Source organism: Streptomyces sp. IBSNAI002 (assembly GCF_052244475.1).
GTDB lineage: Bacteria > Actinomycetota > Actinomycetes > Streptomycetales > Streptomycetaceae > Streptomyces.
This window is the reverse complement of sequence record NZ_JBQPXG010000002.1, coordinates 6,365,605-6,385,698: the sequence shown is the minus strand read 5'-3', so window position 1 is coordinate 6,385,698 and position 20,094 is coordinate 6,365,605. Positions and strand designations below refer to the sequence as shown.

The window sequence follows — 20,094 nt, the reverse complement described above, 5'->3', positions numbered from 1 at the left end:
TCCCTCATCCCTACGCGTACGGACTGTCGGCGCCCGCGGCCGCGGGCCGGGGTGCCCGCCCCGGGCAGCAGCCCACGGCGCACAGGTCGTGGCTCTGCCCCAGCATGCCCACCCAGCACTCCTGAGCGGTCTCCCCGCGCTCCTTGGCGGCCCGTTCCAGTACGAGCTCCCGCACGGCTCCGGCGAAGGCGGGGTCGGCGCCGACCGTCGCGGAGCGGGCGACCGGCAGGCCCAGTTCGGCGGCCTTGGCGGTGGCCTCGGTGTCGAGGTCGTAGAGGACCTCCATGTGGTCCGAGACGAATCCGATGGGCACCATGACGACGGCGGGCGCGCCCTCGTCGTGCAGGGCCTCCAGGTGGTCGCAGATGTCCGGCTCCAGCCACGGGATGTGCGGGGCGCCGCTGCGGGACTGGTAGACGAGCCGCCAGGGGTGCGTGACACCGGTCCGCGCGGCCACCTCGTCCGCGATCACACGGGCGACGTCGAGGTGCTGCCGGACGTAGGCGCCGCCCTCGCCACGCCCGCCGTCCTCGCCGCCCGCGGTGTGGTCCTCGACGGGGCCGGAGGTGTCGGCCGCGGCGGTCGGGATGGAGTGGGTGGTGAAGGCGAGGTGGGCGCCGTCGCGGACCTCTTCGGGCAGCGCGGCGAGCGAGGCCAGCACGCCTTCGGTCATGGGACCGACGAAGCCGGGGTGGTTGAAGTAGTGCCGCAGCTTGTCGACGCGCGGCGGCTCCAGGCCCTCCTCGGCGAGCGCGGCCAGCGCGTCGGCGAGGTTCTCGCGGTACTGCCGGCAGCCCGAGTAGGAGGCGTACGCGCTGGTCGCGAGCACGGCGATGCGGCGGCGGCCGTCAGCTGCCATCTCCCGCATCACGTCGGTCAGGTACGGCGCCCAGTTCCGGTTGCCCCAGTAGACCGGCAGGTCCAGTCCGTGCCCGGCGAACTCCTTGCGCAGCGCGTCCAGCAGCGCACGGTTCTGCGCGTTGATCGGGCTGACCCCGCCGAAGCCGAAGTAGTGCTGTCCGACCTCCACGAGCCGCTCGCGCGGGATCCCTCGCCCGCGCGTGACGTTCTCCAGGAACGGCACGACGTCGTCGGGTCCCTCGGGCCCCCCGAAGGAGAGCAGCAGGAGGGCGTCGTACGGGGCGGCGAGGCCTTCGGCCCGGGGCTGGGCGGCGGCGCGGAGCTGGTCTGACATGCATGGAATCCTGCCACCCGGCCACCGCGCACGGGAATCGACCCGGCCCGGAACCGTGTGCCGACCAAAGGTAAGGTGAACCTAAGTTCCCGCGTCGGGAGCTTTCCCCGTGCGGGTGGCTTGTCAGCAGTCGTAACCTGTATGGGCCGATGACGTCCCTTACGGAGACCCTTTGCCCAGTCCCTATCGCGCCATCTTCGCGGCCCCCGGCACCAAGGGGTTCAGCGCGGCCGGCCTCATAGGCCGCATCCCGATATCCATGGTCGGGGTCGGCATCCTCACGATGATCTCCGAGATCACCGGCCGCTACGCGATGGCCAGCGCCCTCACCGGCACCCTCGCCCTGGCGGCCGCCGTGATAGGCCCGCAGGTCTCGCGGCTGGTCGACCAGTACGGCCAGCGCCGGGTCCTGCGCCCCGCCACCCTGATCTCCGTCGCCGCGGTCGGCGCGCTGCTGATCGCCGCCGCGAACGGGTGGCCCGACTGGACGCTCTTCGTGTTCGCCGCGATCGCCGGCTGTGTGCCCAGCGTCGGCTCGATGATCCGCGCCCGGTGGACCGTGATCTACCAGGACTCCCCGCGCGAACTGCACACGGCGTACTCCTTCGAGTCCGTGGTCGACGAGGTCTGCTTCATCTTCGGCCCGATCATCGCCATCGGCCTGTCCACCACCTGGTTCCCCGAGGCCGGTCCGCTGATCGCCGCGCTCTGCCTGCTGGTGGGCGTCTGGCTGCTCACCGCGCAGCGCTCCACCGAACCCGCGCCGCACCCGCGCAGCGAGGGCGGGGACCGCACCTCGGCCCTGCGCTCCCCCGGCCTCCAGGTGCTGACGCTCACCTTCGTGGCGACCGGCGCGATCTTCGGTTCCATCGACGTGTCCACCCTGGCCTTCGCCGAGGAGCAGGGCCACAAGTCCTGGGCCAGCTTCATCCTGGCGATCTGGGCGGCGGGGTCCTGTATCGCCGGAATCGTCTTCGGCCTGCTCCACCTCAAGGGCCGGGCCGAACTCCGGTGGGTACTGGGCGTATGTGCGATGGCCGTGAGTATGATCCCCCTCCTACTGGCCGGGAACCTTCCGTTTCTGGCCGTGGCGCTCTTCGTCTCGGGCCTCGCCATCGCTCCCACGATGATCACCACGATGGCCCTGATCGAGGCGCACGTACCACGCGCGAAGCTGACCGAGGGCATGACCTGGATCAGCACCGGCCTCGCGGTCGGCGTCGCGGTCGGCTCGTCGGTGACCGGTCTGGTCATCGACGCGGCGGGCGCGCAGCGCGGGTTCGTCGTCTCCATCACGTCGGGGGTGGCCGCGGCGGCGGTTGCGTTCGCGGGATACCGCCGGCTGACGCAGCCGGCGCAAGGGGAGGAGCCAGCCAGCGATGGGGACGGCGACAGCAGGGCAGAACAGCCAGACCGCGTGGCGTAACTGGGCGGGCAACGTCTCGGCCACGCCCGTGCGCACGGTGACCCCGGCCTCGGTCGGGGAGCTCCAGGAGGCGGTCCGCCGGGCCGCCGAACAGGGACTGCGGGTGAAGGCCGTCGGCACCGGCCACTCCTTCACCGCGGCCGCCGCCACCGACGGGGTGCTCGTACGCCCCCAGGCGCTGGCCGGGATCCGGTCGCTCGACCGGGCCGCCGGGACCGTCACGGTGGCGGCGGGCACGGTCCTGAAGGACCTGAACGTGGCGCTGGCCAAGGAGGGCCTGTCGCTCACGAACATGGGCGACATCATGGAGCAGACGGTCTCGGGCGCCACCAGCACGGGCACCCACGGCACCGGCCGTGACTCCGCCTCCATCGCCGCCCAGATCCGCGGCCTGGAGCTGGTCACCGCCGACGGCACGCTGCTGACGTGCTCCGAGAAGGAGAATCCCGAGGTCTTCGCGGCGGCCCGGATCGGCATCGGGGCGCTCGGCATCGTCACCTCGCTCACCTTCGCCGTCGAGCCGGTGTTCTTCCTGACCGCCCGTGAGGAGCCCATGGGCTTCGACCGGGTGACCGCCGAGTTCGACCAGCACTTCGCGGAGAACGAGCACTTCGAGTTCTACTGGTTCCCGCACACCGGCAACTGCAACACCAAGCGGAACAACCGCAGCCAGGGCCCCGCGGCCCCGCCCGGGCCGGTGAGCGCGTGGGTCGAGGACGAGCTGCTGTCCAACGGGGTCTTCCAGGCGGTGAACTCGCTGGGCCGCGCGGTCCCGGCCACCATCCCGGCCATAGCGCGGGTGGCCAGCCGCGCCCTGTCGGCGCGCACGTACACCGACATCCCGTACAAGGTGTTCACCAGCCCGCGCCGGGTCCGGTTCGTGGAGATGGAGTACGCACTCCCGCGCGAGCGGGTCGTCGAGGCGCTGCGGGAGCTGCGGGCGATGGTCGACTGCTCCGGGCTGCGCGTCAGCTTCCCGGTCGAGGTGCGGACGGCCCCGGCGGACGACATCACGCTGTCGACGGCCTCGGGGCGCGAGACGGCGTACATCGCGGTGCACATGTACCGGGGCACCCCGTACCAGGCCTACTTCACCGCGGCCGAGCGCATCTTCACCGCGCACGGCGGCCGGCCGCACTGGGGCAAGGTGCACACGCGGGACGCGGAGTACTTCGCCGGCGTCTACCCGCGGTTCGCCGAGTTCACCGCGCTCCGCGACCGGCTCGACCCGGGCCGGCTGTTCGGCAACGACTACCTGCGGCGGGTCCTGGGCGACTGAGCCCCCGGCCCCCTCAGGGCGTGGCCCGCGGCGGCCCGGACGGGGTCCGCGCGTCCGGGCTCGGCGTCGCGGACGGGGTGGGCGTGGGAGTCGGCGTCGGAGCGGGCTTCGGCGGGGACGGGCTGGGCGTCGGGTCCCCCGGGTTCCCCGGGCCCGAGGGGTCCGGGTCGGGGGACGCGCTGTGGCCGCGGCCCCCGTGGGAGCCCGAGGGGTCCGGGGTGGGCCCGGATCCCGGGGTCCTGCCGTCCGTCCCGCCGGTGCCCGGCTTCTCCGTCGGTGCGGACGGCTGGTGGTCGGGCGCCTTGCGGGTGCCTCCGGACAGGATGGTCCCGCCGTCCGAGCTGACCGAGGTGCCGGCGATCGCCTCGTAGCTCCCGAGGCCGCCCAGGGCGATGGCGAAGGCGGCGCCGGCGGCCACCGCCGTGCGCTTCCAGCCCCGCACCCGGGTGCCGTGCACGGTGGCCTCGCCGAACTCCCCGGACGGCGCGGCGTCGTCGGGCGGCGGCACCTGCCGGGCCCCGGGGCGGGCGGTCCCGCGCAGCTGGTCGCCGGTGCGGCGGAAGAAGTGCTGGATGACGGGGCCGCCGGCGGTGGCGACGACACTGACGACGCCGGCTCCGAGGATGGTCCCGTAGACCCCCATCTTCGAGGCGAGGAGGGCGGCCGCGACGGTGGCGAGCGAGCTGCCGGCCACCTGAGCGGCGCTCAGGTCGAGCTTCTTCTTCTCCGGTTCGGTGTCGTGCGCCGACTTCTGACCCATCGCCATCCCCTGTGTGCCCTGCCTCTCCCGCGCCGGAAGCCTTCAGGAGTTACTGACACCCGGGCGAAACGATTAGTTCCGTTTCTGGGGATTATGTGAAGCAAGACACCCGGAAACGGACACGGGTGCAGGTGGAGCCCGTCGGAGGGCAGGCCAACTCCCGCCGTCCGGGAGAACTTCGGCGGCGCGGCGGTCCACCCAGGTGGCCCGAATGGAGTACTGTGACGAGCCCTGGGGCCGTCCTTCCTTTCGGATGTCCGGACTCGGGAGAGGGGGCCGGCTGATGGAGAACGGCACTCGAAGACCGGTGATGCCGCGGTATCGCACGGGCGCCTGCTGCGCACAGTAATCGTTCGGTCACTGTGCGTGCCCAACAGGTAACCGTGCCATAACGGCGATCAAGGGCGCATGCCCGACACGCCGGTTTAACTCGGCAAGGTTGTGGCAGGCTGCACCCGGGCAGGCCACACTCGACTAGCGGAAGCAGCGACGCACGTGACGTCGGCAGGCACCACCCGGGAGGTCCCCATGCCCGAACTGCGTGTCGTGGCCGTCTCAAATGACGGCACACGACTGGTGCTCAAGGCTGGGGACAGCACGGAGTACACGCTTCCGATCGACGAACGGCTGCGGGCCGCCGTGCGCAACGACCGCGCGCGCCTGAACCAGATCGAGATCGAGGTGGAGAGCCACCTCCGCCCGCGCGACATCCAGGCCCGCATACGGGCCGGTGCCTCCGCGGAGGAGGTCGCTCAACTCGCCGGCATCCCCGTCGACCGCGTACGCCGCTTCGAGGGCCCGGTGCTCGCCGAGCGCGCGTTCATGGCCGAGCGCGCCCGCAAGACACCCGTGCGCCGACCCGGCGAGAACACCGGACCCCAGCTCGGCGAGGCCGTGCAGGAACGGCTCACGCTGCGCGGAGCCGAGAAGGAGTCCGTGCAGTGGGACTCCTGGCGCCGCGACGACGGCACGTGGGAGGTCCTCCTCGTCTACCTGGTCGCCGGTGAGCCGCACTCGGCGAGCTGGACGTACGACCCGCCGCGCCGGCTGGTCGTGGCCGTGGACGACGAGGCGCGCTCGCTGATCGGCGAGTCCGACGACCTGCCCGCAGCGCCGGAGCCCAGCTTCCCCTTCGTGCCGAGGATCGCTCGGCTGCCGCGCGACCGGCCGCTGGACCGCGCGCTCGACCGCCAGTTGGAACGGCCGACCGCCCCCCAGCCGGATCCGGAGGAGGAGCGCGACACGCTGACCAGCCTGCTGGAGGCGGTCCCGAGCTTCCGCGGCGACATGGTGGTCCCGGAGCGGACTCCGGAACCTCCGGCGCCGGAGGACGAGGCGGAGGAGCCGCCGGCTCCGGCCGCCTCGGCGGGCGCGGGCTCCGCGTACGCCGATGTCCTGATGCCCCGTACGGTCGCCGGCCACCGCGACCGGCTGACGGGAACCACGGACCGGCAGGCCGAGGCGGACGGCGTCCGCCCCGGGCGCCGGGCGGCGGTTCCCAGCTGGGACGAGATCGTCTTCGGTACCCGGCGCAAGAAGCAGCAGGAATAACGCACGACCGCCCGGCCCGGATCCGCCGCTACTGCGGTTCCGGGCCCGTGGCCACCGGGCGGGCCGGGTCGGAGGACCACTGCGACCAGCTGCCCGCGTAGAGGTCGGAGGCGATGCCCGCGACCTCCAGTGCCAGCACCTCGTGGGCGCCGGACACCCCCGAGCCGCAGTACACGCCCACCGGGGCGCCGCCCGTGGCGCCGAGCGCGGCGAAGCGTGCCCGCAGGGCCCCGGCCGACAGGAACCGGCCGTCCGGACCCACGTTCTCCGTGGTCGGGGCCGAGAGCGCGCCCGGGATGTGGCCGCCGACCGGATCGATCGGCTCGACCTCACCGCGGTACCGCTCCCCCGCACGCGCGTCCAGGAGCACCCCCGCGCGTGCCCGCGCGGCCGCTCCGTCCGCGTCGAGCAGCCCGACGGCCCCCGGATTTGGCTTGAAATCGCCCTCCTGGGGAATCACCCGGTCGGCCGACACGTCACCCCCCGCTGACGTCCACGCGGCCAGGCCGCCGTCCAGGACCCGTACGTCCTCGTGACCCGTCCAGCGCAACAGCCACCAGGCCCGGGCGGCCGACCAGCCCTGGCCGCCGTCGTACACGACCACCGGGACGTCCGCCGAGACCCCGGCCCGGCGCATCACCGCCCCGAAGGCCTCCGGCTCCGGCAGCGGGTGGCGCCCGCCCGACCCGGCCGGACCAGCCAGTTCGCGGTCGAGGTCGACGTACACCGCGCCGGGCAGGTGCCCGGCCTCGTACGCGGGACGCTGGTCGGGGCCGCCCAGCTGCCAGCGGATGTCCAGCAGCACGGGAGGCCGGGAACCGGCCAGCTCGCTCATGAGTTCGGCGGCGGAGAGGATCGCTGTTGTCGCAGTCATACGGGCCATCTTCCTCCCCGCCCCACACCCGCGTAACAAGCCCGTCACCAGCGGGGCGAACCGATCCGGTCATCTCCTCCCGGGCCCCGAACGTGCGGCGCGGCCGGGGCGCGCCGGGCCTCCCGGAGTGGAAGCATCAGCAGCGGCAACGGCACGACGGAGGAGACGGTTGACATGACCGAGGCAGCGAAGGCAACGCGGCGCACGCCCGGCACCCCGTGCTGGGTGAGCCTCATGGTGCACGGCCTAGGGACCACCGAGGACTTCTACGCCGACCTGTTCGGCTGGGAGTACGAACCGGGCCCCGAGCAGCTCGGCCCGTACGTACGGGCCCTGTTGGACGGGCGCGAGGTGGCCGGCATCGGCGAGATGCCGCCGGACCGCCATCTTCCGGTCGCCTGGACCACGTACCTGGCCACGGACGACGCCGACGCCACGGCCGAGACGATCCGCGCGTGCGGCGGGACGGTCGCGGTGGGCCCGCTGGACGCGGGCATCGCCGGGCGGGTGGCGATCTGTTCCGATCCGCTGGGCGCGATCTTCGGCCTGTGGCAGGCCGAGAGCCACATGGGCACCCGGCTGCACGGCGCCCCGGGCACGCCGGTCTGGAACGAGCTCGTCACCCAGGACACCTCGACGGTCGGCAAGTTCTACGAGCACGTCTTCGGTCACGAGCCGCAGACGCACTCCACCGCCTCGGACGACTTCGACTACGTGACCCTGCACCTGGAGGGCCGCCCGGTGGCCGCCGTGCACGGGGTCGGCCGCTCGCTGCCGCACGACCGCGGCCCGCACTGGATGGCGTACTTCGAGGTCGAGGACACCGACGCGGCCGCGGCCCGGGTCGGCGACCTGGGCGGCCGGATCCTGGAGCCGCCCCACGAGGGGCTCGTCGGCCGGGTCGCCACGGTCTCGGATCCGGAGGGCGCGGTCTTCGCGGTCGTCCGGTCGCGTGGGCGGACGTCGGCGGCGGGCTCGGGGGCGGCGGAGGGCTAGGGGGTGTCTGCCTCGGACAGGTGCAGCAGTGCCTTGGCTGCCAGCCGGTAGCCGAAGGCGCCCAGACCGACCACCACTCCGCTGGCCAGCGGGGCGATCACCGACTCGTGCCGGAACTGCTCGCGGGCCCAGACGTTGCTGAGGTGCACCTCGACCCAGGGCGGTGAATAGCTCGCCAGGGCGTCGCGCAGGCTCCATCCGGCGATCATGAGCGCGCCGGGATTGACGATGGCGCCGACGGTGGAGTCGTTGTGCTCGTGGATGGCGCGCACGAGGTCGCCTTCCGAGTCGTGCTGGACGGAGACGACGCCCCACCCCTTGACCGCCACCTCTTCGGCGACCGCCTTCTCGATGTCGGCCAGCGTGTCGGTGCCGTATATCTCCGGCTCGCGCCGTCCCAGAATTCCCAGATTGGGACCGTTCAAGAGAAGTACGACACTCAAGGGACACCTCGTTCTTCACACCGTGCCGAATTCCGGACCCTGTCCATGGTCTCGGCGCCGCCGGCGCCGCGCCATCATCAGAACTGATAGTTCCGGTCGGCGTTCTCGAGGAACTGCCCTACGCCCGCTCGACGTCGGCTGGGGCCGCACTCGAGATCGTCTCGTCGACCCCGCACGCCCGGTTCGGCGCGGATCCTGCGGGCACCCTGGCGCGAACAGGTCGGTCGCAGCCGGCGCGCGCCCGCGAACTGCCGGAAACCGGTGGTCGTTCGGCGGATCCCGATCACCTCTCGAGGGGTTCCTGAGCCACCGCCGCCTAGGCTCCCCGAGAACTCTGCCGGTACCACCACGGGAACGACGCGGCGTGAATGATGATCCCCTGACAGGAGATGTGATGCTCGATTCTCTGTTCCGGTTGGAGCTGCCGCCTGCTTTCTCCGCCATGCGGGCTTGCGACAGCGACTCTTGCGAAACGGTCCGGCTCTCCTCCCTCTCCTTCTCCGCCTGGTCCCGCGGCGACCTGACGGACGCACTGCGCCTGTCGGACGCGGCGAGCCAGGGGCACCCCGCGTGCGCCGGCACCTGCATAGGGCCGGCCACGATCTGGCATTCCTCCTTGCTGGTCAGAGTGCGCGAACCGGTCGCCGCGGCGCGTTCGCTCGCCCGGGTGGAGGAGCTGACGGCCGGCGCCCGGGACACCGAGGGGCTGGTGGCGGCCTCGCTGGTGTGCGCGGGAGATCTCGCGCTCGCCCAGGGGGATGTCGCCGCCGCCGTCGACGCGGTGGGCCGGGGTGTGCGCAAGGCGCAGCAGGCCGGCCTGCGTTGCCTGCTGCCGGACGCGCACACGGTGATGGCGCTCAGCGCGCTGCGCCAGGGCAACGTGAGCGTGAGCCTGGAGTTCGTCGACCAGCTGCGCGACGACGCCCTGCTGGGCCGGACGACCGACCGGCCCGGTCAGTACGCCTGGGCCGCGGCTCAGTTGCTGGAAGTGCAGGGCGGAGCGAAGAGCGCCGCTCATTTCATCGTGGGCATCATCACGGACGACCAGCTCCTCCTGGAGCTGCTGGCCTCGCAGCCGGCCGCCGCCGCCTGGCTGGTGCGGGCCACCAGGGAGCTGGGTGACGCCTCCCTCGCCCAGCGGGTGGCGTCCGAGGCCTCCGGCCTCGCGACGCGCAACTCCGGGCTCCGTTCGATGACGGCGGCGGCCTCGCACGCCCGCGGGCTGCTCGAGGAGAGTCCCGAACGGCTCCTCTCCGCGGGCGAATCGCACCTGGACCCGTGGGCCGGCGCGTCCGCCTTCGAGGACGCCGGGAACCTGCTCGCCGACCTGGACCGGGAACGCGACCGGGCGGTCGAGGTCCTCGAACGGGCGGTGGACGGCTACACGAACGCCGGGGCGCCGCGCGACGCCCGCAGGGTCGTCAGCAGGCTCCGCGGGCTCGGGGTGCGGCGCGGCCGCTATCCGCGCTACGTCAGCCAGGACGGGGTGAACACCGGCTCCCTCACCGAGACGGAGGCCGCCGTCGCCGAGCTGGTGAGCCACGGGTTCACCAACTCGCAGGTCGGCGAGCACCTCTTCATCTCCGGTCACACGGTGGCGTTCCACCTGAAGAAGATCTTCCGCAAGCTGAACGTGGCTTCCCGCGTGGAGCTGACGCGGACGTGGAGCCGTCTTTCGGATGCCGCCGCCGAGCCCGTTTCCCCGGGGTGACGCCGGGCGGCCGCCGCTTCGCACCGGGTCACTCCGCCGGCAGGATCCGGCGGAGTTTTCCGGGTGCTCCACCGGGGCGCTTGCGCCACTCGCGGGGGTAGCCCACGGACACCTCCTCGAAGCGGACGCCCTCGTGGTAGGTGGTCCGCGGGATGTGGAGGTGGCCGTAGACCATGGCGGTCACGCGGAACCTGCGGTGCCAGTCGGCGGTGAGCCGGGTCCCGCACCACATGGCGAACTCCGGGTACCACAGGACGTCCGTCGGGTGCCGGTCGAGCGGGTAGTGGTTGACGAGCACGGTGGGGAGGTCTTCGGGGAGTTCGGCGAGCCGGCGCTCGGTCTCGGCGACCCTGGCCCGGCACCAGGCCTCGCGGCTCGGGTAGGGGTCGGGGTGCAGTACGTACTCGTCCTGGCAGACGACTCCGGTCTCGTGCGCGTAGGCCAGCCCCTCCGCCTTGGTGGTGCAGCCGGCGGGCAGGAAGGAGTAGTCGTACCCCAGGAACAGCGGCGCCACGGCGACGGGGCCGCCCGGCCCCTCCCAGATCGGGTAGGGGTCCTCGGGCGTGGTGACGCCCAGTTCCCGGCACAGCTCGACCAGGTGCTCGTAGCGGGCCACACCGCGCAGGCTGACGGTGTCGCTCGGGTGGGTCCACAGCTCGTGGTTGCCGGGGACCCAGACGACCTTGCGGAAGCGGCTCGCGAAGGTCTTCAGGCACCAGCGGACGTCGGCCACGGTCTCCGCCACGTCCCCGGCGACCAGCAGCCAGTCCTCGTCCGACTCGGGTGTCATCCGCTCCACCAGGGCGCGGTTCTCCGCGTAGTTGAGGTGGAGGTCGCTGATGGCCAGCAGCTGTCCGGTGCCGCCGGCGGTGCCGGCCATCACCCGGTCCCCTCGGCGCTCGCGAGACCGCTTCCCGCGTACGTGGCGGCGTGCCGGCCGTCCAGGCGCTGCGCCAGCAGTCCGGCCACGCGGGCGTTCTGGTCGACGAGGTAGAAGTGGCCGCCCGGCAGGACGTGGAGGTCCGTCGGTCCGTCGGTGTGGTTCTCCCAGGCCGCCGCTTCGTCGATCGAGACCCGGGGGTCGCTGTCACCGGTGATGACGGTGACCGGGCAGTCCAGCCGCCGGCCGGGCTCGTAGCGGTACGTCTCCACCGCACGGTAGTCGCTGCGGATCGCCGGCATGATCATTTCGAGCAGTTCGGGATCGTTCAGCATGGCCGCGCTGGTGCCGCTGAGCTTGCGGAGCTCGGCGACCATGTGCTCGTCCGACTGCGTGTGGACGCCCTCGTCGCGCTCGCAGGAGGGGGCCCTGCGTCCGGAGGTGAAGAGCCGTACGGGCGAGGGGAGTCCGGCGTCCTGCATGCGCAGCGCGACCTCGTAGGCCAGTACGGCCCCCATGCTGTGCCCGAACAGCGCCAGGGGCTTCTCGTCGAGGCTGCGGACGGCCTCGAAGATCCGGTCGGCCAGGTCGGGAAGGCTGGGGATGTTCGGCTCGCCCCGCCGGTCCTGGCGCCCCGGGTACTGGACCGCCAGTACCTCCACCGCGGGCGCGAGCGCCTTGGACATCGGGAAGTAGAAGCTCGCCGATCCGCCGGCGTGCGGCAGGCACACGAGGCGTACCCCGCTGTCCGGCGCCGGGTGGGACCGGCGCAGCCACTTCTCGAATTGCTCCGCTGCTTGAGGCACGGCCAGTGATTCCTTTCGGGAACATCCCTTGGCGCAACATCTTTTCAGGAGGGTAGGACAGGCAAGGCCGGCCGGACATCCCCCGATCTGATAGGTGAACGGCTCAGCCGAGCCGCAGCGGGAGCGCGGCGACCGCCGTGAAACCGGTCCGCAGCACCCACGGGATCTCCTCGCGCGGCACGGCGAGCGACAGGTCCGGGAACCGGTCGAACAGGGCGCGCAGCGCCACTTCCGCCTCCTGGAGGGCCAGCGGCGCCCCGAGGCAGTAGTGGGCTCCCTGCCCGAACCCGAGGTGGCCCGTGCCGGTTTCCCGGTCCATGTCCATCCGCTCGGGGCAGCCGAACCTGCGCGGGTCGGTGTTCGCGGACAGGATCAGCGGGAGGACCGGCGCGCCCGCGGGGATCGTCACTCCGCCGAGCTCGACCTCCTCGGCCGGGTACCGGGGGTTGCCGAACTGGGTGGGCCCCAGGCGCATGAGCTCCAGGACCGCCTGCGGCCACCGGGACGGCTCCTCGCGCAGCAGCGCGAGCTGGTCCGGGTGCTCGAGCAGGGTCATCACCGAGTTGCCGATCAGGTTCATCGTCGTCTCGTGTCCGGCGATCACCAGGGTGAAGACGAGCTTGACCATCTCCCGGTCGGTGAGGCGGTCGCCGTCGTCCTCCTGGACCTGTACGAGTGCGCTGATCAGGTCGTCGCGCGGCTCGGCGCGGCGGCGGGCGATCACGCCGAACAGGTAGTCGGCGCAGTCGCGGAAGACGGCCGGGAGGGTCTCCACGTGCTCCGTGGGCGCCATCAGGGCGCGCCCCCATGCGTACCAGTCCGTACGGTCGGCCACGTCGATGCCGACCAGCTCGCAGATCACGGTCGCCGGGAGCTCGAAGCAGAACGACTCCACGAGGTCGACGGGCGCGCCCTCGCGTCCGGCCTCCGCCATGCTGTCGAGCAGTTCCCCGGCGATCTCCTCGATCCGCGGGCGCAGCCCGGCCACCCTTCGCGCGGTGAAGGCCTTGGAGACCAGCCTGCGCAGCCGGAGGTGGTCGTCGCCGTCGATCTCGATCAGTTTGCCGGAGAGGTACTCCACCACGTCGGAGGAGACGTTCTTCATGACCGTGAACCGGCGGGCGGCGCCCGGTACCGATGCCGGGTTGTTGAGGAACAGCGGGTCGGTGAGGACCCGGCGCACGTCTTCGTAACGGGTGACCAGCCACATCGGCGGCCCGCCCATCAGCGAGCCGGCCAGCACCGGAGCCTGCTCGCGCATCCGCGCGTACGCGGCGAACGGATCGGCTGTGACGTCCGGCGAGAACAGGTCGACCGGCGCGGCCGGACTCTCGGCGGTGGCGGTCATGGGTCTACCCCTTCGGGTCGAGGACGGAGCTGGGGCCGGGACGGCGGCGCGGCCGGCTGCCGAAGCGGCAGCCGGCCGCGTGGAAGCCCGCTCTGGGACGGGCCGATGGCCTGGCGGCGGCCGGTGTCAGCCGGCGCGGACGGCCGTGAGCTGCCAGACGGGCGCCTTGATCTCGCCCTCCAGCTCCTCCTCGGGCCACTTGAAGGCCGGGTCGAAGGCGACGGGCGCGTCGGGGGCGCCCTCGGCGGGCTTCACGCCCAGCATCTCCCGGATCCCCTCGTGGGTGAGGGTGGTGTCGTACTCCGCCAGCTGCAGCGAGGTGATCTCGAACTTCTCGCCGACGTTCTCGCGGAGGTTCTTCTCGGTGACGCGCTGCACGGTGGGGAACGGGGCGTGCGCCTCGGCGGCGAAGACCCAGAGGTGGAGCTTCGCGCCGGGCTTCGTGGCGCGGTGCAGCGCGGCGATGTAGTCGCGCTGGCCCTGCTCGTTCAGGCAGTGGTAGAGCGCGCTGTCCACGACGGTGTCGAAGCGGCCCTCGAAGCCCTCCAGGCTGGTGGCGTCGGCGACGGCGAACTCGGCCTCGACGCCCTGGGCCTTGGCGCGCTTCGAGGCCTCCTTGACGGCGGTCTTCGCCGCGTCGATGCCGGTGACCTTGTGACCGCGCGAGGCGAGGAAGATGGAGTTGCCGCCGAGGCCACAGCCGATGTCGAGGACGTCACCCTTGATCTCGCCGGACTCCTCGAGCGCGATCAGGACCGGCTGCGGACCGCCGATGTCCCACGGCGCCGGCGGGCCGACACGGGTCTCTCCCTTGTAGCTCTCGTAAAAGGCGTCCAGGTCGAGATTTTCCACGGAAACCTGATTTCCGGTCACACGAGCCTCCAGCGAATTGTTCAACGAGATTGCCCGGCAGCGGTGGCCCGCGCGCCTTGCATTGTCCTTCCACACGCTAGGGCGGGTACCGCCGGTCGGCCATCCCCCGATCTGATAGGCCGTACTCGAATTCGCGGGCCTCCTAGGGCACGGAGGGACGGCTGCACATCCCTCAACCTGATAGTATTTCCCGTTCCTTGACACGCCCGGAACGCCGGAATACTATTCTGGCAATTTTCCAGCGTGGCGGAATTCAGCCTTCAAACAGCGCGGACCTGTGAAGTCTTCCTTGACGCCGTTTTTCGAAGTTCTCGCTGATCTGCCCACGGCATGCGACGAGGGGCACGATGCCAACCATGCGAACGCACGATACGCACGCGAATCCGACGGACACGGACGTCGTCATCGTGGGCAACGGGCCGATCGGTGCCGCGCTCTCGGTACTGCTCGCCCAACAGGGATGGCGGGTGACGGTGCTCGAGCGCCGTCCCCGGCCGTACCGGCTTCCGCGGGCGACCAGCTTCGACGGGGAGACGGCCCGGCTGCTGGCCGGCACCGGGATCGGCCCGGACCTCGGCCGGGTCACCGAGCCCGCCAACGGCTACCAGTGGCAGACCGCGGCCGGCGCGGTGCTGCTGGACATCGGTTTCACCACGTCCGGTCCCTACGGCTGGCCCGACGCCAACACGATGCACCAGCCCGCCCTGGAGGAGCTGATCGCGGCCCGGGTGGCGGAACTTGACGGCATCACGCTGCTGCGCGGGCACGAGGTCGTGGGGATCTCCGACGGCGCGGAGCGGGCGGAGGTGACGGTGTCCACCGACGACGGGGCGACGCGCGTCCTCACCGCGCGGTGGGTCGTGGGATGCGACGGCGCCAACAGCTTCGTGCGCGACCACCTCGACGTCCCGGTCACGGACCTCGGTTTCTCGTACGAGTGGCTGCTCTGCGACGTCGAGCTGCACCAGCCGCGCGAGTTCACCCCGTCCAACGTGCAGATCTGCGATCCGGCCAGGCCCACGACCGTGGTGGCGAGCGGGCCGGGGCGCCGGCGCTGGGAGTTCATGCGCCTGCCGGACGAGAGCGCCGCCGAGCTCAACCGGGACGAGACGGCCTGGCGGCTGATGGCGCCGTTCGGCGTCACCCCCGACACGGCCACGCTGCTGCGCAGCACCACGTACATATTCCAGGCCCGTTGGGCCGACCAGTGGCGGGTGGGCCACGTGCTGCTGGCCGGTGACGCGGCCCACCTCATGCCGCCGTTCGCCGGGCAGGGCATGTGCTCCGGCATCCGGGACGTCGTCAACCTGGCGTGGAAGCTGGACCTGACGCTGCGCGGCCTCGCGGACGAGTCCCTGCTGGACACCTACACGGAGGAGCGCCGCGCGCAGGCCAAGGAGGCGATCTTGTCGTCGGTCCAGCTGGGCCGGATGATCTGCGTGACGGACCCGGCGGCCGCCGCCGAGCGCGATGCCACGGTGCTGGCCAACCGGCGGGGCCGGCCGGCCGGGCGGCCCGAGCCGGCGAAGCCGCTGGCGGCCGGGCTGCTCCAGCGGGCGGCCGGGGCCGGGCCGGCCGGGGCGCCCGCGGGTGCCGTCGTACCGCAGGGGCGGGTGGACGGGCCGGGCGGCAGCGGGCTGTTCGACGAGGTCGTCGGCCGCGGTTTCGTCCTGCTGACCACCGACGATCCGCACACCGTGCTCGACGCGGAGCGGCTGGCGTTCCTCGCCGGGCTGGGCGCCCACGTGGTGCGGCTGCTGCCGGCCGGGCAGGCGCCCGACGGAGCGGGCGGTGTCGTCGGCGTGGTGGACACGGACGAGGTCTACGGGCCGTATCTGGCGCGGTACGGGGCCACTTCGCTGCTCGTACGGCCCGACTACCACGTGTTCGGCGCGGCGAGCGGCCCGGACGGGACGGCGGCGCTGGTCGACGACCTGCGGGACCGGTTGCGGGCCGCCGTGCCGGCCGGTGCGGGGCACCTGGCCGGCTGACGGGTCAGGGCGCGACCAGCCGGGCGAGCGAGACCGCCCCGCGCAAGGACGACAGGCCGCCCAGCGCCGCCGGTTCCACCGGCAGCGCGGGCCGTCCTGGCCGGGCGAGTCCGGCCAGGTGGCCGGAGACCGCCCCGACGAGGCCGGGGATCCCGGCCGCGAAGCCGCCGCCGATCAGGACGAGCTTCGGCTGGACCAGTTCCTGGACCCCGCACACGGCGGCGGCCAGGGCCCGGCCGGTCCGGTCCAGCGCGGTGACCGCCCACGGCTCCCCGTCGTCCAGTGCCCGCCGCAGGTCCTCGAAGGCGGCGGGTGCGCCCCGCAGCGTCGCCGCGCGGCGCAGGGTGGCCGGGCCGGAGGCGATCGCCTGGAGGCATCCGCGGCGGCCGCAGACGCAGTGCGCACCGCCCATGTCGACGATCACGTGCCCGATCTCGAACGAGCCGCGGCCGAGCCCGGGGCACGGTTCGCCCCTCAGCACGAGGCCGCCGCCGATGCCGGTGCCGACCCCGAGGTAGAGCAGGTCCTCGCAACCGCACGCCTCGGCCTCGGCGAGCGCGCCGAGGTCACCGTCGTCGGCCCAGGCCACGGCCGCTTCGGGGAACAGGGCCCGCAGCGACGCGTCCAGCGCGAGCCCGTTCCACTCCGGGCGGCTGGGCCAGGCGGTGATCCGCCCGTCCGGGCCGACCGCTCCGGGCATGGCCACGCCCACCGCCCGGAGCGGTGCTCCGAGGCGGCTGCGCAACCCCGCCACATGGGCGGCCAGTTGTGCCAGGTCCTGGGCGGCGCTGTGCCGCGGGCCCCACGGGAACGAGGACTCGTCCACGCATCGCGCGCCGGCCTCCACCCGGAAGGCGACCTTGGTGCCCCCGATGTCGACGCCGAGGTGAAGTGCGTTCTCCATGCCCGTGGTCGCCCTCAGCCGCGGGGCACGGCCGGGCACAGCGCCAGCAGGTCGGACGGGCGGTGCAGCACGGCGCCCGGCTGGGCGGCCAGCAGTGCGTCCTCGTCGTCGACCTCGGCCCACAGCGCGGCCGCTGAGGCCACACCGGCGCCCTTGGCGCTGGCCAGGTCGGTCGGCGCGTCGCCGACCATGATGGCGGCGGCGGCCGGCAGCCCCAGCAGGTCCAGGGCGTGCTCCACGATGTCCGGGGCGGGCTTGGGGTGGGCGACCTCGTCCGAGCCGATCACGTGGTCGAAGAACGGCAGCAGGCCCAGCTCGTCGAGCAGGGAGCGGGCGCGGGGCCCGCTCTTGCCGGTGGCCACCGCGAGCTTGTACCCGCGCACCCGCAGGGTCAGCAGCAGCTCGACGATGCCGTCGAAGACCGGGACCTGGGGGGCGAGCCGGTAGCTCTCGCGAACGAAGGGCTCCTCCATCTCCAGCGGGAGGCCCATGATCCGCATGATGTCCGGGAAGTAGCGGCCCTGGTGGCGCCGGTACTCCTCGAAGGGCGCCGGACCTTCGCCGACGGCCTCCTTGTAGGCGATGGCGAACGCCTCTTCCATCACCGCGAAGCTGTCGACGATGACCCCGTCGAGGTCGAAGATCACGGCGCGCCTGGCCGACGGCAGGGTCTGCGTCGGCGGCGTCCGTACCGTTGTCACTGTCATGTGATGCCCACTCCGTACGTCTGCTCGTTCTCTTGGAACCGGTGGTCGACCGGCTTTCCGTGCCCGCTACTGGTAGGCGGGCACGGCGTGGCGGGCGCGCGCGGAACGGGCCGACGCGTAGAACTCCTCGATGACGCGGACCGTGGTGCGGGCGTCGTCGATGGAACGGCCGCGGTTGCGGGGGTCGCCCAGGATCCCGGCGAGGCCGTCCAGCTGCCGCCGGTACTCGTTGCCGATCGGCTCGTCGGGCACCGGGATGGACGTGGTGGTGCCTTCGCGGGTCAGCGTCAGCACCGGCTGCGGCTGGCGGTTGGGGCTGAAGCCGAAGGTGCACCGCAGCTCGGCGGTGCCCGCGCTGCCCACGACCTGGATCGTGGACACGTCCCGTGCCTCGTGCGAGGCCCAGCTGGCGTGCAGGGCGACGGAGACGCCGTCCTCGCGGACGAAGAAGCCCCGGGCGGTGTCCTCGACGTCGCCGCCGGAGTCGGCCGCCGGCTGGTCCTGCCGCCAGGCCGCGCTCCACGAACCGATGTTCACGAAGTCGCTCGCGGTGACGCCGACGACCTGGGTGAAGCGGGACGGCCCGAGCAGCGAGGCGAGCGTGTCGAGCAGGTGCCATCCGAGGTCGAACAGCACGCCGCCGCCGGCCTTGCTGCGCTGGGTGAACCAGCCGCCGGCCTTGGGGATGCCGCGCGCCCGGACCCAGGACAGGTCGACGTGCCGGATGTGGCCCAGGTCCGGCACCAGGCGGGCCAGGGCCCCGACGTCGCTGCGGTACGGGGCGGCGCTGCCGGCCAGCAGCATGGCCCCGCCGGAGCGTTCGGCGTCGGCCAGCAGGCCCGCCTCGTCGGAGGTCAGGCACACCGGCTTCTCCAGGAAGACGGAGATGCCCTTGCGGAGCAGGGCCGCGGCCACCTGGGCGTGCAGGAAGTTGGGCACGGCGACGACGGCGAGGTCGACGGAGCGGGCGTCGAGGGCCTCGACCGTCGCGTGGACGGGGATGCCGAGCGTGCCGTCGAAGGCCTCGCGGGCCGCCGGTTCGGTGTCGGTGACGGCCACCACGTCGAAGTCGGCGTGCTCGCGCAGCAGCGGGAGCCACAGCTCCCGCCCGGCCCAGCCGAGCCCGACGATGGCCACCCGGACGCTCATGTGGTGCTCACCTCATGCGCGATGATCTCAGCGGTCCGGTGCATGTCCTCCTCGGTGCCGAGCAGCGTGCGGTGGTGCAGCCAGATGCAGTCCTGGCTGATGGCCTCCGAGTGGGGGCAGCGCTCCGCGAGCTCGTCCGGGGTGGTGTCGGGCGCGCCGATCTCCCAGAAGGCGTCGGTGCGGTAGATCGCGCGGAATCCCGCGAAGGCCGGCAGGCCGGCCGCCACGAGCCGGTCGACCAGGGCGTTGCGGTCGTCCTCGCCGAGGCCCGGCACCCGGAACATCGCCATGTAGTGCGAGGGGACGTCGGTGCGCTCGTCACCGCGCTGCGGGACCACCCCGTCGATGGCCTCGAGGAGCTGGGAGAGCACGGCCCAGCGCTCGTGGCGCGTGGCGATCTGCCCGTCCAGGCGGCGCAGCTGGGACCGCAGGACCGCGGCCTGGAACTCGCCCAGGCGCAGGTTGGAGCCGGCGATCGCGTGCCGGTAGCGGCGGTCGGTACGGGGCCGCCCGCAGCTGTGCCGCAGGAAGGCGTTCTCGTACATCTCCGAGTCCGGGAACAGGACGGCGCCGCCCTCTCCGGCGGTCATCAGCTTGCCGTTCTGGAAGCTGAACGCGGCGACCGAGCCGAGCTCGCCGACGCGCTTGCCCTGCCAGCGGGCGCCGTGGGCGTGCGCGGCGTCCTGGAGCAGCGGGACTCCGGTGTCGGCGGAGAGCTTGGCCAGCGCGTCCATGTCGGCGAGGAAGCCCGCCATGTGCACCGGCATGATCGCCCGGGTCCGCGAGGTCACGGCGGCGGCGGCCGAGGCCACGTCGATGGAGTAGGTGTCCGGGTCGACGTCGACCGGGACCGCGACGGCGCCGAGCCGCTGCGCCGCCTGGGAGGAGGAGATGAAGGTGAAGGCCGGGACGATCACTTCGGAGCCCGGTCCGACGCCCATGACCTGGAGCGCGAGCTCCAGTGCGTGGGTTCCGTTCGTGACGGCGAGGGCGTGGGCGGCGCCGTGGTGCTCGGCGAATTCCTGCTCGAAGGAGTCGACTTCGGTTCCGCCCATCCGCCACCACTGGCCCTGCTCGAGTGCACGGATGAGCCCTTCCCGCTCACTCTCGTCATACTGGGGCCACTGGGGGAATTCCGGCGCCTGTCGCACGTTCATGTTTCTCCAAGTAATGGATCCGACTCGACGCGGAGTGCGAAGCG

The 20,094-nt window shown here is 72.5% G+C and carries 18 protein-coding genes; 6 read left to right on the top strand and 12 right to left on the bottom strand.

Translation table 11 applies throughout. From position 1 onward, the window contains the following. Window positions 1-10: 10 nt before the first annotated feature. On the bottom strand, window positions 11-1,195 hold the full coding sequence (locus ACTVZO_RS30350) for a ferrochelatase (RefSeq protein ID WP_443301349.1): 1,185 nt from the start codon (window positions 1,193-1,195) through the stop codon (window positions 11-13). A 172-nt stretch (window positions 1,196-1,367) separates the two neighbouring features. Between ACTVZO_RS30350 and ACTVZO_RS30345 the strand changes: the two genes are divergently transcribed. Beyond that, on the top strand, window positions 1,368-2,621 hold the full coding sequence (locus ACTVZO_RS30345; protein ID WP_443301348.1) for an MFS transporter: 1,254 nt from the start codon (window positions 1,368-1,370) through the stop codon (window positions 2,619-2,621). After that, window positions 2,575-3,900 (top strand): D-arabinono-1,4-lactone oxidase, encoded by a 1,326-nt coding sequence (locus tag ACTVZO_RS30340; protein WP_443301347.1) that lies wholly within the window; start codon window positions 2,575-2,577, stop codon window positions 3,898-3,900. Before ACTVZO_RS30345 ends, ACTVZO_RS30340 begins: the two co-directional genes overlap by 47 nt. A gap of 13 nt (window positions 3,901-3,913) precedes the next feature. On the opposite strand, the gene ACTVZO_RS30335 is transcribed toward ACTVZO_RS30340, so the two are convergent. Then, the gene (locus ACTVZO_RS30335; protein WP_443301346.1) at window positions 3,914-4,660 is read right to left on the bottom strand and encodes a hypothetical protein; all 747 of its coding nucleotides are present in this window, start codon (window positions 4,658-4,660) and stop codon (window positions 3,914-3,916) included. A gap of 495 nt (window positions 4,661-5,155) precedes the next feature. On the opposite strand from ACTVZO_RS30335, the gene sepH reads away from it, so the two are divergent. After that, the gene (gene sepH / locus ACTVZO_RS30330) at window positions 5,156-6,211 is read left to right on the top strand and encodes a septation protein SepH (RefSeq protein ID WP_384225642.1); all 1,056 of its coding nucleotides are present in this window, start codon (window positions 5,156-5,158) and stop codon (window positions 6,209-6,211) included. A gap of 28 nt (window positions 6,212-6,239) precedes the next feature. Here the strand turns inward: sepH and ACTVZO_RS30325 are convergent, their stop codons facing one another. Next, the gene (locus ACTVZO_RS30325; protein ID WP_443301345.1) at window positions 6,240-7,085 is read right to left on the bottom strand and encodes a sulfurtransferase; all 846 of its coding nucleotides are present in this window, start codon (window positions 7,083-7,085) and stop codon (window positions 6,240-6,242) included. A 174-nt stretch (window positions 7,086-7,259) separates the two neighbouring features. Between ACTVZO_RS30325 and ACTVZO_RS30320 the strand changes: the two genes are divergently transcribed. Continuing rightward, window positions 7,260-8,081 (top strand): VOC family protein, encoded by an 822-nt coding sequence (locus ACTVZO_RS30320; RefSeq protein ID WP_443301344.1) that lies wholly within the window; start codon window positions 7,260-7,262, stop codon window positions 8,079-8,081. On the opposite strand, the gene ACTVZO_RS30315 is transcribed toward ACTVZO_RS30320, so the two are convergent. Further along, complete coding sequence (locus tag ACTVZO_RS30315) at window positions 8,078-8,524, bottom strand: type II 3-dehydroquinate dehydratase (RefSeq protein ID WP_443301343.1); 447 nt, start codon at window positions 8,522-8,524, stop codon at window positions 8,078-8,080. The two genes, ACTVZO_RS30320 and ACTVZO_RS30315, sit on opposite strands and share 4 nt — an antisense overlap. Window positions 8,525-8,918: 394 nt before the next feature. Here ACTVZO_RS30315 and ACTVZO_RS30310 point away from each other — a divergent pair, with 394 nt between their 5' ends. Further along, window positions 8,919-10,235 carry a helix-turn-helix transcriptional regulator gene (locus ACTVZO_RS30310; RefSeq protein WP_443301342.1) on the top strand — a complete coding sequence of 439 codons (1,317 nt, stop codon included), beginning with the start codon at window positions 8,919-8,921 and terminating at the stop codon, window positions 10,233-10,235. A gap of 28 nt (window positions 10,236-10,263) precedes the next feature. On the opposite strand, the gene ACTVZO_RS30305 is transcribed toward ACTVZO_RS30310, so the two are convergent. From ACTVZO_RS30305 to ACTVZO_RS30290, 4 genes are all read right to left on the bottom strand, one after another. Further along, window positions 10,264-11,115 (bottom strand): metallophosphoesterase family protein, encoded by an 852-nt coding sequence (locus tag ACTVZO_RS30305; protein WP_443301341.1) that lies wholly within the window; start codon window positions 11,113-11,115, stop codon window positions 10,264-10,266. Beyond that, window positions 11,115-11,921: a thioesterase II family protein gene (locus tag ACTVZO_RS30300; RefSeq protein WP_443301340.1), complete on the bottom strand. Its 807-nt coding sequence runs from the start codon at window positions 11,919-11,921 to the stop codon at window positions 11,115-11,117. Before ACTVZO_RS30300 ends, ACTVZO_RS30305 begins: the two co-directional genes overlap by 1 nt. Window positions 11,922-12,024: 103 nt before the next feature. Next, the gene (locus ACTVZO_RS30295; protein WP_443301339.1) at window positions 12,025-13,269 is read right to left on the bottom strand and encodes a cytochrome P450 family protein; all 1,245 of its coding nucleotides are present in this window, start codon (window positions 13,267-13,269) and stop codon (window positions 12,025-12,027) included. 126 nt (window positions 13,270-13,395) lie between these two features. Next, entirely contained in the window at window positions 13,396-14,121 is a 726-nt protein-coding gene (locus tag ACTVZO_RS30290) for a class I SAM-dependent methyltransferase (protein ID WP_443301338.1), read from the bottom strand. 377 nt (window positions 14,122-14,498) lie between these two features. Here ACTVZO_RS30290 and mhpA point away from each other — a divergent pair, with 377 nt between their 5' ends. After that, window positions 14,499-16,133 (top strand): bifunctional 3-(3-hydroxy-phenyl)propionate/3-hydroxycinnamic acid hydroxylase MhpA, encoded by a 1,635-nt coding sequence (gene mhpA / locus ACTVZO_RS30285; protein WP_443301337.1) that lies wholly within the window; start codon window positions 14,499-14,501, stop codon window positions 16,131-16,133. A 4-nt stretch (window positions 16,134-16,137) separates the two neighbouring features. Here mhpA and ACTVZO_RS30280 read toward each other — a convergent pair whose 3' ends face one another. From ACTVZO_RS30280 to ACTVZO_RS30265, 4 genes are all read right to left on the bottom strand, one after another. Then, complete coding sequence (locus ACTVZO_RS30280; protein ID WP_443301336.1) at window positions 16,138-17,037, bottom strand: ROK family protein; 900 nt, start codon at window positions 17,035-17,037, stop codon at window positions 16,138-16,140. A 14-nt stretch (window positions 17,038-17,051) separates the two neighbouring features. Beyond that, complete coding sequence (locus ACTVZO_RS30275; protein ID WP_443301335.1) at window positions 17,052-17,744, bottom strand: HAD-IA family hydrolase; 693 nt, start codon at window positions 17,742-17,744, stop codon at window positions 17,052-17,054. Between the two features lie 66 nt (window positions 17,745-17,810). Beyond that, window positions 17,811-18,893 (bottom strand): Gfo/Idh/MocA family protein, encoded by a 1,083-nt coding sequence (locus tag ACTVZO_RS30270; protein WP_443301334.1) that lies wholly within the window; start codon window positions 18,891-18,893, stop codon window positions 17,811-17,813. Then, entirely contained in the window at window positions 18,890-20,050 is a 1,161-nt protein-coding gene (locus ACTVZO_RS30265; RefSeq protein WP_443301333.1) for a DegT/DnrJ/EryC1/StrS family aminotransferase, read from the bottom strand. Before ACTVZO_RS30265 ends, ACTVZO_RS30270 begins: the two co-directional genes overlap by 4 nt. Between the last annotated feature and the right edge of the window lie 44 nt (window positions 20,051-20,094).